General features: G+C 38.4%; 12 protein-coding genes and 4 pseudogenes. 5 read left to right on the top strand and 11 right to left on the bottom strand.

Annotated features, from left to right (window positions below):
- Window positions 1-196: hypothetical protein (locus tag J582_RS27145; RefSeq protein WP_032048681.1), on the top strand; the 196-nt coding region annotated here is incomplete at its 5' end.
- A 187-nt stretch (window positions 197-383) separates the two neighbouring features.
- On the opposite strand, the pseudogene J582_RS27140 reads toward J582_RS27145, so the two are convergent.
- From J582_RS27140 to J582_RS23220, 6 genes and pseudogenes are all read right to left on the bottom strand, one after another.
- Window positions 384-476: pseudogene (locus J582_RS27140) on the bottom strand (DNA-binding protein); the annotation flags it as partial.
- Window positions 477-647: pseudogene (locus tag J582_RS26835) on the bottom strand (IS3 family transposase); the annotation flags it as partial. It lies immediately after the preceding pseudogene.
- A gap of 241 nt (window positions 648-888) precedes the next feature.
- Window positions 889-2,048 (bottom strand): IS3 family transposase gene (locus tag J582_RS23235; protein WP_085945698.1). Its coding sequence is split into 2 segments (ribosomal slippage): window positions 889-1,814 and window positions 1,814-2,048, totalling 1,161 coding nucleotides; the frame shifts between segments, so codons are not numbered across the junction.
- A 69-nt stretch (window positions 2,049-2,117) separates the two neighbouring features.
- A pseudogene (locus J582_RS27135) lies at window positions 2,118-2,357 on the bottom strand (putative quinol monooxygenase).
- A 20-nt stretch (window positions 2,358-2,377) separates the two neighbouring features.
- Window positions 2,378-3,376, bottom strand: coding sequence for a zinc-binding alcohol dehydrogenase family protein (locus tag J582_RS23225; RefSeq protein ID WP_000649019.1), 999 nt, complete (start codon window positions 3,374-3,376; stop codon window positions 2,378-2,380).
- A gap of 70 nt (window positions 3,377-3,446) precedes the next feature.
- The gene (locus J582_RS23220; protein ID WP_001059481.1) at window positions 3,447-4,187 is read right to left on the bottom strand and encodes an SDR family oxidoreductase; all 741 of its coding nucleotides are present in this window, start codon (window positions 4,185-4,187) and stop codon (window positions 3,447-3,449) included.
- A gap of 135 nt (window positions 4,188-4,322) precedes the next feature.
- Here J582_RS23220 and J582_RS23215 point away from each other — a divergent pair, with 135 nt between their 5' ends.
- On the top strand, window positions 4,323-5,222 hold the full coding sequence (locus tag J582_RS23215) for a LysR family transcriptional regulator (protein ID WP_021511106.1): 900 nt from the start codon (window positions 4,323-4,325) through the stop codon (window positions 5,220-5,222).
- Window positions 5,223-5,272: 50 nt separating this feature from the next.
- Here the strand turns inward: J582_RS23215 and J582_RS26830 are convergent.
- The 3 genes and pseudogenes from J582_RS26830 to J582_RS23205 form a co-directional block, all read right to left on the bottom strand.
- Window positions 5,273-6,289, bottom strand: a pseudogene (locus J582_RS26830) (zinc-dependent alcohol dehydrogenase family protein).
- Entirely contained in the window at window positions 6,279-7,274 is a 996-nt protein-coding gene (locus J582_RS23210) for a zinc-dependent alcohol dehydrogenase family protein (protein ID WP_006582121.1), read from the bottom strand. Before J582_RS23210 ends, J582_RS26830 begins: the two are co-directional and overlap by 11 nt.
- A gap of 223 nt (window positions 7,275-7,497) precedes the next feature.
- Window positions 7,498-8,409 (bottom strand): LysR family transcriptional regulator, encoded by a 912-nt coding sequence (locus tag J582_RS23205; RefSeq protein WP_006582120.1) that lies wholly within the window; start codon window positions 8,407-8,409, stop codon window positions 7,498-7,500.
- 112 nt (window positions 8,410-8,521) lie between these two features.
- On the opposite strand from J582_RS23205, the gene J582_RS23200 reads away from it, so the two are divergent.
- The 3 genes from J582_RS23200 to J582_RS23190 all read left to right on the top strand — a co-directional run bounded on the left by J582_RS23200 (window position 8,522) and on the right by J582_RS23190 (window position 10,285).
- Complete coding sequence (locus J582_RS23200) at window positions 8,522-9,532, top strand: zinc-dependent alcohol dehydrogenase family protein (protein ID WP_006582119.1); 1,011 nt, start codon at window positions 8,522-8,524, stop codon at window positions 9,530-9,532.
- A 164-nt stretch (window positions 9,533-9,696) separates the two neighbouring features.
- Entirely contained in the window at window positions 9,697-9,993 is a 297-nt protein-coding gene (locus tag J582_RS23195; protein WP_004647749.1) for a type II toxin-antitoxin system RelE/ParE family toxin, read from the top strand.
- 1 nt (window position 9,994) lies between these two features.
- Window positions 9,995-10,285 (top strand): addiction module antidote protein, encoded by a 291-nt coding sequence (locus J582_RS23190; RefSeq protein WP_006582118.1) that lies wholly within the window; start codon window positions 9,995-9,997, stop codon window positions 10,283-10,285.
- Window positions 10,286-10,698: 413 nt separating this feature from the next.
- Here J582_RS23190 and J582_RS23185 read toward each other — a convergent pair whose 3' ends face one another.
- Window positions 10,699-11,121, bottom strand: a complete 423-nt coding sequence (locus J582_RS23185) for a hypothetical protein (protein WP_006582116.1) — start codon at window positions 11,119-11,121, stop codon at window positions 10,699-10,701.
- Window positions 11,122-12,158: 1,037 nt separating this feature from the next.
- Window positions 12,159-12,466 (bottom strand): integrase core domain-containing protein (locus J582_RS23180; RefSeq protein WP_032023782.1); only part of this gene is annotated, 308 nt, incomplete at its 5' end.

The raw sequence follows: 12,466 nt of genomic DNA, 5'->3' as shown, positions 1-12,466 counted from the left end.
TGGTCAAAGAATAGGCGCTGATATCAACTTTGATATTCATGAACAGCTCTATTCTTATTATTTCCTTCTTAGATCAATACTTAAGGGTATTTTTCCAATACAAAATCTTCTGAATTACGATGACATTCTAAATGTTACTACTAAGTTAGATCTGCAAGAAATGTCAGACAGTTATGTTAATATTTTACAAGTTTAATTTTTCTAAAATTAACATAATACACCTTATACGAAATGCGTTATAATTATCTTTAGAAATCAATGCTGTAGTTTCTAGTTGATAGCCCATCTTCCCCAAGGTGGGTTTTTTTATGATTTTTCACGTTCCACGCCTATTCTTTGACCAAAGTTTCACGACTTTGTTCATATTAGTTAAACAATCGTGGTTAATCATAGGGTCTAAAAAAACGGCTCCCAAAGCCTCTTTTTTCCGGTTCAGGCTGTACGTGTTCAGGAATAGGAATTCGCTTATTCTCGATTACCCAGTTTAGTGTCGCAAGTTGTACATCTGCTAAACCTTGCCAATCTGCTTTTAAATATTCAATCACCTCTGTTTTGTATAAGTCATTCACCCTTTCAGCCAAAGCAATATCATATGAATCACCAGTCGCACCGACTGATGGTCGTAAATTTGCTGCCTCTAAACGATGACATTGTTGTCAAAATGCAGGGTACTGGTGGCTCCCCTTAGGGGCATAATTTGTTGAAGCCTAGGTTACTACTAAAAAATTAAAAAAATATTAAAAAATAGGAGCTTAGAGCTCCCATTATTATGTTAGCTTTCTAAGTCTCTATGTTAATTTGAAGAATACTTCATCATAATGTCCGAATACAGCTATATTTTTTTGATTTCTATAATATCACTTGATTCAATTAACGATTGGATTGATCCTAGACAGTATCGTGGACAACAAATCCCTCTAAATTCTTAAAATATTTCTTCTCAAAGGCTTCAGGGCTTAACCAGCCATTTGCAGAATGTCTTCTGACCCGATTGTAATAAATCTCAATATAGTCAAACAAGACAGCATTCGCTTCTTTTCGAGTGGCAAACACACTGCCATGGACCACATGACCTTTCAATGTATGAAAGAAGCTTTCAGTCACTGCATTATCCCAACAGTTTCCACGTCTAGACATACTCTGAGTACAATCATTTGTCAGTAACAGCGCTCTAAAATCACGACTACAGTACTGTGAACCTTGGTCCGAATGAACCATAACACCAGTTGGATAACCCTGACGAGCCATTGCATAGTTAAACGTATCACACACCAACTGGCGGTCTATTCGATGGCTGGTTTGCCACCCCACGATACGACGACTAAATAGATCCAGCATCACACATAAATACAGCCAACCTTGCTTGGTACGGATATAGGTAATATCCGTTGTCCAAACCTTGTTAGGCTGAATGACTGTAAATTGACGCTCTAACAGATTGGGTGCTGTAGGCAAACGATGGTTTGAATCAGTCGTATGCTTGTATTTACGCGCAATCCTGCTGCGTAAACCCAGATTTTTCAGCATTCTTCCAACAGTGCGTTCACTCATGCTGTAACCTAAATCATGCATGTCATGTACCAATGAAGGTGCACCCAATCGTGCATGATGCTGCCAATATACGGCTTTTAAATCATTATATTTCTCTACCGTATTGGCCTGACGTTTTCGCCAGGCATAATAGCCTGAAGTGCTGACACCTAGGTATTTACAGGCAGAAGATACCGTGACTTCATTCATATCTAGATCTTGAATTACCGTGTACTTTTCTTGGCATGATCTGTTAGAAAGTACACATGCGCTTTTTTTAAGATGTCATTGGCTTCCTTGAGCTGTTTGACTTCTTTCTCTAATTCCAAGATCCGCTGTTGTTCTGGTGAAAGTTGACGTTTGCTTGAACCCACTGGATTGGTTTCACGAATCCATTTGTCTAAAGTTGAATAACCCACACCTAATTTCTGGGCGATTGCAGCTATAGGCTCGTGTGAGTTTGAAAGTGCATAATCAATTGCTTGCTGTTTAAATTCAGCACTAAAACGTTTGGCCATTTCTTGGATCTCCAAAGTTAACGTTACGTTATCTTTAGAGGGAAGTACTGTCCATTATTTTGGCTAGGATCAGATATTACCAAATAAACTTTGAATATAATCAGAGGCTATATGGATATCTAAATCCTCCCTGCTACGCCATTCTTCTAAGAAGAAATATCTACTCGAGTCATTTTCGCTAATATAAAGCTCATATTACAAGCATCCTTCTTCTTGAAGCGTAAGCTCTATTACACTTTTTAAAAGCGCTTCTAACGTCTCTTTTTGATCTGATTTTGCCTTAAAGTTCGCAATTATTGAAATAGTCATTATTTCACCTTGAATTTGTTTTAGAAGTTTTCTAGTACAATTTTGCCTTTTGACTTGCCTGATTCAAGTAACTTATGCGCCTTCTCCAAGTTTGCAGCGTTAATTTTGCCTAGATTTTGGTTGAGGGTACTTCTAATTTTTTGCTGGTCAACTAATTGGGCAACCTGTTGCAATAGATCACCTTGCTTTTCAATATCATCGGTTTCATACATTGAACGGGTGAACATCAACTCCCAATGGATAGAAATAGATTTAGTCTTAAACGGCATAATATCAAATGTTTGTGGATCATCGATCAATCCAAGCTTGCCTTGTGGTGCAATCAGAGAAACTATTTGGTTGATATATGTTTCTGTATGATTTGTAGAGAATACGTATTTTGGTTTTGCAATGCCTAGTGTCTCGATTTGTGCATTTAAATCTTTGCTATGATCAATGACATGGTCGGCACCAAGTGATTCCACCCAAGATTTCGTTTCTTCACGCGAAGCAGTTGCTATAACCGTCAGATTTGTTTTTGCTTTTAGGAGTTGGATAGCGATTGATCCTACACCGCCTGCACCACCAATAATTAAAATACTGCCAACTTCTGTTTCTGAAATTTGAAACCGATCAAAAAGCATTTCCCATGCCGTTATTGCAGTTAATGGCAATGCTGCTGCTTCTGCATTAGATACTGTAATTGGTTTAAGACTGATAATTCGTTCATCGACTGCTTGAAACTCAGCATTACTACCATCTCGGGTTAAATCGCCAGCATACCAAACAGAATCTCCTACTTTAAACGAGGTAACTTTTGAGCCAACTTCGATAATTTCCCCAACGGCATCCCAACCTAAAATACGATTATTTGCTTCAGACGAATTTTTTCTCACTTTGGTATCAACTGGATTCACAGAGATTGCCTGAACTTTTACCAGTACATCACGCTCCTTAAGCGTAGGCTTTGCTTTTTCAATATCTACCAATGAATTTTTAAAATCATCATGGTTATTTATAACATACGATACGGCTTTCATAGATTTGTCCTTAACTTTAAAAATATAGTAAAAATGGGAGCGAGGTGCTCCCATTTTTTTTATTCAATTATTAAAACTCTTGGCTCGTTGGGCGTAAAACAATTTCATTAATATCTACATCCGCAGGCTGCTCAATTGCATAAGCAATTGCTCGAGCGACTGAGTCAGCTGGTATAGCTTGTTTGTAGAAATCAGTAACAAACTCTGAACTTTCTTTATGAGAAGAACCAAATTTTAGTTCTGACTCAACTGCACCAGGCTCAATAGTCGTCGTTCTAATTGTTCCCCCAACTTCATGACGAAGTCCTTCAGAGATGGCTCTTACAGCAAACTTAGTACCGCTATAAACAGTACCTCCTGGACTAAATACTTTTATCCCTGCAACAGATGCGAGATTAATAAAGTGTCCAAAGTTTTGTTTTTGGAAAACAGGTAGGGCAGCTGCTATACCATAAAGAACACCTTTAATATTAATATCGATCATACGATCCCATTCATCAACTTTTAGCTCACTTAATGGTGCAATAGACATTAATCCAGCATTGTTTACCAATACATCGATTTGACCAAATGCGCTTAATGCCTTTTCAATAAGTGCTTGTACTTCATGTGGTTTGGTTATATCCATACCAATAAATTCAGCTTGACCACCTTCAGCACGAATATCCTGAACAATAGCCTCTAATTTTTCAGTACGTCTAGCACCAAGTACAACCTTTGCACCTTTTTTAGCAAGGAAGCGAGCAGTAGCTTCACCTAAACCACTACTTGCACCAGTGATAACAACAACTTTATTTTCTATATTATTCATACAAGTAACCTTCAACCTATCTGTCAATCATATTTGATGGGTTAAGTATTACAGCCTTGTTAGGTATAATAAATGAATAATATTATCTTTCAGAATTCCTATTTACGGAATAATTGCCATAACACAGGATTGGACATGCATAACAAATTGGAAATGATGCGTATCTTTTGTGTCGCATCAGAGTCTCGAAATTTTAAAGAGGCAGCAACTCAGCTGGGTATTTCCCCACAGGCAGTGACACGGGCAATAAAAGAACTAGAAGAGCAGCGCGGAGAGATTCTGTTTTACAGGAGTACTCGACAAATTAAAATTACCGCTGATGGTGAGCGTTTGGCAAAGCAAGCACGTTTTGCGGTGGGATCGATCGATGCTTTGTTCGTAAAAGACACCAAGGAAAAACGAGATGAAATGCGTGGGACTGTCCGTCTTACTGTGTCGTCTGTGTTAGGGCGCAAATTGGTAGTACCCGCACTAGCAGAATTTGCCACACGTTATCCAGATATTGTCGTGGATTGTGTGCTAACCGATTCACACTCGGATGTGATCGATGAGCGAATAGATATCGGGATCAGATTTGGATTTTTGCCGGACAATCGATATGTGGCAAGGGAATTGGCGAAAGTGAACTTTTATTCTGTGGGTACGCCAGAGTTAATTGATAAGGTTGGAATGCCCAAAAAAATTATTGACCTAGATAAATACCCTCTAACAGCATTAGTCGATCATAAAACAGGACGTTACTGGCCATGGACATTCACCGAAAGTCGAAGCTTTACGCCATCAAAGCCCCGTTTTATTACAGATGATCTAGAAGCTGAATTTCAAGCGATTCTCGCTGGAGTTGGATTCGGACACATGCCTGGATTTCTAGTTTTGCCGTGGCTTAGGAGTGGTAAGCTCATTCAGATACTTCATGAGGAAACCTCTCCTGTTTGGCGCCTGTATTTATATCGTCCACAGCGGGGCCCGACACCTTTGCGAATCCGAGCATTGTTTGATTACTTAGTGGAAGTGCTGGGCCATATAGAAACTTGAATCAGATGGAACTAACCTTATTTCTAGAAAGTAGAAATCAGATAAGACCATCATGTATTCAGAGTAACTACAATTTTTCCTATTTGCTGATTTGATTCAAGATAGCGCTGAGCGTCATGCATGTCCTCAAAGTTAAAGCAACGGTCGATCACTGGACGAAGATATCCTGCACCTATACTGCTAAGAATAAATCGTCTGGCTTGCTCCCTTAGAACAGGGTCATGCAGAACCTCAAGGAACAAAAAACCTCGCATGGTTAAGCTCTTGCGTAATGCAACTTTAAGGGGAAATGGTGTGATCTCCGGGCTAAGCGCACCATGCATAACCATCGTTCCTCCTACCGACATCGCTTTTGCAATCTGTTCAATATGCGGCCCTCCTACAGCATCGAAGGCGACATCAAGATGTTCTCCCCCCAAACGTGAAACAAGCGCCTCATACAAATCTGGTTCATCTTCACTGGCTATAACATTTTTAACACCGAGATCCAGTAAACGTTGCTTTTTCTCTGTCGTTTGTGTACTTGCAATGACCTTAGCACCGGCTGCTTCAGCGATCTGTATCGCAGCTAGTCCTACGCTACTTGAAGCTGCTGTGATCAAGATCGTTTATCCTTTCGAAACTCCACCAGCATGGATTACACCACCCCAAGCCGTCAAATACTGCATCCAGATTGAAGAAGCTTCTTCCCAGCTTAAACTATCGGGTTTGTGAACTAAAAAAGTTTCTGGAATCAGAAGCTTGTCCGCATATGTCCCATATTTGGCTAGATTGTCAGTCGGAAGAATCGATACTGCATCTCCTGGAGAAAATTGGCGTACACCTTCACCTATCGCCAGAACTACGCCTGCTCCCTCATATCCCAGACGAGAAGGGAATACTGCCTTTTGAATATAAGTACCACGCCGAAACATTACATCAGCCCGGTTGAGTCCGATCGTTTTCATCTGGATTAGAACTTCTCCTGCGGCTGGTAAAGCAACAGGAAGTGTTTCTAATGTCAGAACATCTGTATCTCCAATACTATTGAAGCGCCAAGTCTTGGCCTGAAGTGCATTAAATGACATCTATAACTACCTTAATATTGGCAGAGCGATCTTGAACAGCATCATGAGCCTCAATCGCTTGGTCTAGAGTAAAATGACGAGGATCAACAATAGGACGCAGTTTACCTTCCTCAACAAGACGAGTAGCGATCTTAAGGATATCACCATGATGAGCACGGCGATTGCCTGTTAACATCGGCATTAGGACGAATACGCCAGACACTGTGGCACACCGTAGAGATGAACTCGCTAAATTATGATTACCAAATGCAGCACAGCTGGTAATGTGGCCATAGTGAGTTGTCATGGAAAGTGAAGCATCGAGTACTGGACCACCCACAGTGTCGTAAACAATGTTAAAACCTTGACCCTCAGGGCTTGCAGCAATAATGTCATCGGAAGATGCTGTTGTGTAATCGAGAGGTGTTGCACCGAGTTCTGAAATCAGTGATTGATCAGCTGTACGACCAGTCGCCCAAACATTTGCATCAAGTGCTTTTGCAAGCTGAACAACCATATAACCAACGCCACCAGCACCACCCTGAACCAGTACAGTTTGCCCTGGTTGGACCTTCGCATTATCCACTAAACCTTCCCAAGCGGTGAGGAACGTCAATGGTAGTACTGCTGCCTCGCGCATAGAGATATTTCGTGGCTTTAATGCGATCAGATCAGCATCTGCTACAACATATTCTGCTAAAGATCCTTGAAGACCACGAACGCCACCAATCAGACCGTAAACTTCATCTCCGACGTTGAAGTGGGTGACACCTTCACCAACAGCAGTGACAACCCCAGCCATATCTGTTCCCAACACGGCAGGAAGCTCTGGCATAGCATATGGTGCTTCACCAAGACGAATTTTATAATCAATAGGGTTTACACCACTAGCATGAATACGTACTAGAACTTGCCCAGCCTCTGGTTGAGGTATAGGGAGTTCTACACGTGTAAATTCATGATCACCAAAATTTTCTAAGATAAGAGCATTCATCATCTTATTCATAATTGTTCCTTATTTTTAACTGGAGGATGATGTGTACAGTACCAAAGTAAATTAATCCAATAAATGATATTTATAGGATTTAATAATTCCTAAATAATGAATAATAAATATCATCCGCTCACTAAAGATATGCTAGTACAGTACCTAAACCGGACATTTCTATTTTGGGCTTACATGTTGATTTCGTATAAGGTGTATTATGTTAATTTTAGAAAATTTTAACTTAATTAAATAACTTTGGATTGGTCTTTATAAAAGTCATAATTTCATCAACAACGACTCGAATTTTAGGCTGTAGATGCCAACGTTTCTGCCAAAGAATATTAATCGGAATCTTTACGCCTGAGATTTCAGGAAGAATGGGGATCAATTTACCATCTCTTATTGCTTCAAAAGCAAGCCAGCTCGGAAGCTGTGCCAATCCTAAGCCTGACATACATGCACTTAGAATGGCATCTCCATCTGGAATTTCATGATTGTAATTTATTTCATGTAATTCCGTTTCATTGAGGGTATTTCTTAAAAACCAATAGCCTTTACTATGACTTCGCCAACCAATCAAACATTGGTGATGTTTTAAATCTTCTTTACTTTGCGGTGTGCCGTATTTTTTTAAATAATCAGGAGAAGCGCAAATCAATAGCGTTTGATGACCTAAAGACTTGGCGATGATATCTGTAGAATCTTTTAATTCACCAATTCTTACGACCAAATCGATCCCCTCCTGAATCAGATCAACTGCTCTATCTTGAAATGTAACTGTAAGATCAAGTTGGGGGTAACGATGAATGATTTCTAATAACGTTGGAAAGATATAGCGACGACCAAAGGTTGTTGGTAAATCAATTCTGATTCTTCCTGTAGGTGAATTATTTTCTTGAGACAATAACGACTGGGTCGCTTCTAGTTCTTCTACAAGGCGTCTACAGCTTCGCAGCCATATTTCTCCTTCAGGGGTTAATGCAAGACGTCTCGTAGTACGGTGAAAAAGCTGAATACCGAGTCTTTTTTCTAACTTATTCATACTTTTACCAACAGCAGATCCTGTCAAACCCAATACCTCGGCAGCGTTTGTAAAACTCCCTTGGTCGACCACTGTAATGAACTCGATAATGCCGGCAAACTGATGATCCATACAATCCTATTCGAGAATTTAATTCCATAATGTTAGGAATTTTATCATCTTAATCAAAATTAATTCCTTAATTATAATGTTTCTATGAATTAAATCTGCTTAGGATAAAATTATGAAAGCTTGGTTACTTAAAGATTTTGGCTTAGAAAATTTAAAATTAGAGGAAGTAGAGACTCCAACACCTCAGGCAGGTGAATTACTGATTAAAGTCGGTGCGGTGTCTTTAAACTATCGTGATAAAGCGATTGTCGATGGTTTTTATGAACCTCATCTAGTGCCAAAGCCACTTATTCCTGTATCTGATGCTGTGGGTACGGTCGTTGCTGTAGGTGAAGGTGTTACACGCTTTAAGCTTGGTGATCGTGTAAATACAACACTTTATTCACGTTGGATTGATGAGGAACCAGGACCAAACGAGCCTGACTATTGCTTAGGAATGCCATTGCCTGGCGGGCTTGCTGAATACATGATTTTGCATGAAGAAAGTGCGGTTAAAGCACCTGACAATATGTCGGATGCTGAAGCAGCAACGTTGCCGATTGCAGCACTAACTGCTTGGTATTCGATGATGGATGTCGGTAACTTAAAGCCGGGACAAAATGTGTTGGTACAAGGTACAGGCGGTGTTTCTATTTTTGCGATCCAACTTGCTAAAGCCTATGGTGCTCGAGTCATTGCCACATCAAGCAAAGATGAGAATCTAGAAAGAGTTCGCTTATTAGGTGCGGATGAAGGCATTAACTATAAAACTTACCCAAATTGGGAAGAACGTGTTCTTGAATTAACCGATGGAAAGGGTGCCGATGTCACGATTGAAGTGGCAGGTGGTAATGGTCTAAATCAATCTATTGCAGCAACAAAAGTGACAGGAACGATTGCTCAAGTGGGGTTCTTAACAGGTCAGACAACACAGCTAAATTTGATGCCCTTGATTTTCCGTCAAACCAAACTTCGTGGTATTGCGGTAGCGCCTCGAGTGGCTTTTGAAAGAATGAATGATTTCTTAAATGCCAATCAAATTAAACCTGTGATTGATCACATTTATAAATTTGAAGAAGCGATTGCTGCTTTTGAACATTTATCAAAAGGTGCTTTTGGTAAGATTGTGATTAATCTTTTCTAACCAAAGAAAGACACCTTTAAAGGTGTCTTTTTTACATAAAAATTTATTAAATATTGATCCCATTTAACATAATGGCCGCTATACGAAATTAATGGATGGTCGTATAGATTACTTGCATATTGTATTCGATCGAATACAATATAGTGAGAAGAAAAGGAATCCTCATGATTGAAATTAAACGTCTACCAGAATTTGATGAATGGTTGGATGGCATTAAAGACAATATGACCCGCATTCGCTTGAATCGCCGATTAGATAAGGTTCAACGCGGGAACTGGGGAGACATTAAACCTCTCCAAGATGGCGTTTGGGAAATGAGAGAATTCTTCGGTTCTGGATGGAGGATGTATTACATCCAACATGGTGACGTTGTGATTGTAATGCTTGGTGGTGGAGATAAATCAACTCAACAACAAGACATCGATCGTGCAGTCAAATTATCGAAAACGTTGGAGGACTAAAATGGTTAAAGTAGCTGATTTACCAAGTTTTGATATGGCTGAGTCACTCAAAACTGAAGAAGACATCGTGATGTATCTCAATATGGTTCTTGAAGATAATGATCCTGCTGAATTAGCTCATGCCCTTGGTGTCATTGCTAAAGCTAGAGGTATGACCCAAATTGCTAAAGAAGCAGGGATCGGACGTGAAGCACTTTATAAAGCACTTCGCCATGATTCAGCTCCGCGTTTTGATACTATCAATCGTGTTGTGAATGCACTTGGCTTAAAATTAACAGTTCAGCATACATAATATTTATATGTTTTTATTAGACATCATTAAAGCAATAGGAGTGGGAATTTTACTCATTCCTTTTACAGTTATATCAATCATATGTTTGAAAAAAACGAAAAAAACTGCCTTAAATGATGGACTGCTATGGGCTAGTTTTATTCCTTATATTTCATCTTGCTTTTATTATTGCTCCAGCTGGTATTCTGCTAGCAGCTTACTTTGATAAAGGGATGAATTTCGTTCTTATTGTAATTGGTTCACTTTTTTTAGTTATAAACTCATATTATTTATATGAAAAATTCATCAAGAAGACATTTATAGTTACAATAAATAGTGAACTTTATTCTCAACTTCAGAAAATATCTCAAGATGAGAATAAAAGCATTAAAGATATTATAAATAATAAAATCAAAGATATAAGTTGATATTTTTTATTTCTCTACTCTTATAAGGTAAGGTGTCAAACTAGAACCACACGCCCTAGATGTAATTTTAACTATTCTTCCTTTTTGCACTAAAGTCGATAATAACCATTTATGTGCTTGTGGAATTTCGCTCAAATCAACAGAATAGAATTCCTCACCCCATTTAGGATCATTCACAGTAAATCCTGAAATTTCTTTTTCCCAAGAATATTTTACATTCGTTACTTTTAATTTATTAGTAAGTATTGGAGTACACATAGACCAATCCGTAACAGAATTATCTTTATAAAACTCAATTGATCTTAATTTTAACTGATCTTTTGACGTAAATAAGTGGACACTTCCATAGTCATAAAATGAAATATCAGATGCTTTAGCAAAGCTAAATTGTGAGCAAAAAATCACTGCGAAAATTAAATAATATTTCATAAAATTCATTATCTTAAATATTTTATTATCATTCTAATCTAAAGCTTATAAAAATAAACCTAGTTTCATCCTACTTAACATAAAATCTCTTATGCGAAATCCAGATTCAAGACACAAAAATGCCCAACATCCTGTTAGGCTTTTTTATATTGGGGTGCTGCTTGTTTTACTGATCTCTTGCTGCCCCTTTCTTGCACTATTCTCTTATTTTTGTTTTCTAGAAACATCTAATATCTTATGTGTTTATCATAGGGCTAATGCCTTGGATTACCAATCCGCAAAAACCTTAAATCCATGTAAGTTTTAACTTACAACGTTGGTCTATTTTATCCCAAGATTTGTCCACAGAAATTGGGGATAATTTCAGAAACGGAAGCCTTAAGAAATCGGGAAAAGGTGCGATTTTGATTATTTTTTAACCAAATTTATTGGCAAGAAGTATCAAAATTGCTTAAAAAGAAACCGATTTGTTTCCAAGTCGGTTTTTTATTGTTTTCCAGGGGGATGAAAAATTTTTAACTATATGAAAAACAGGGATATTTTAAAAAGCATTTCGTATAAGCTCTATTATGTTAATTTTAGATAAACTAAATAAATTAGCTAAAGAAATGTCTTCAACTGTTTATATAAATTAACTTATCTTCCCCAATCATATACTCCTCCCCCAGAAGTGATCCATATTCCATCACCAAGATATGCCGCACCTCCATTCCCATCAGAGCAAGCCTCATATAAATCTGAGATACCGTACTCTCCTAAATTTTTTCTTAAACGAGCATCTTTTTTGAGAGCATCCGTTCTCTTATCTGTTTCACCTTGCGGAATAAAATAACGCTCTAGATTAAGTTCATTATTAATAAAGCTGTCAGAAAAGCGAAGAACTCCTTCATAAAGATTAAAAGTTGTATGAGCAAGTGTATGCCTGACTACTTTACCTTGAGTAAGAGATTGTCTATATAAGCTACCAGATTTTATTGGAAGCTTTTCTTCTGAAATAGTGAACCGTACCGGGTTTGTCGGAGACTTTTTTATTTAAGTTAGGCCACCTGACCTAACGGATTAATCTTATCATAGTACATTGCTTCAAACTCAAAAGGCGATACATAACCCAGTGCACTGTGTACACGCTTTTTATTGAACCAATCTACCCAGTTTAGTGTCGCAAGTTGTACATCTGCTAAACCTTGCCAATCTGCTTTTAAATATTCAATCACCTCTGTTTTGTATAAGCCATTCACCGTTTCAGCCAAAGCATTATCGTATGAATCACCAGTCGTACCGACTGATGCTCGTAAATTTGCAGCTTCTAAACGATTGGTATAGCGAATAGAAAGATATTGAACAC

Source organism: Acinetobacter sp. 1566109 (genome assembly GCF_000582255.1).
In the GTDB taxonomy this organism is placed as follows: Bacteria; Pseudomonadota; Gammaproteobacteria; order Pseudomonadales; family Moraxellaceae; genus Acinetobacter; species Acinetobacter nosocomialis.
This window is presented reverse-complemented; position numbering and strand designations above follow the sequence as displayed.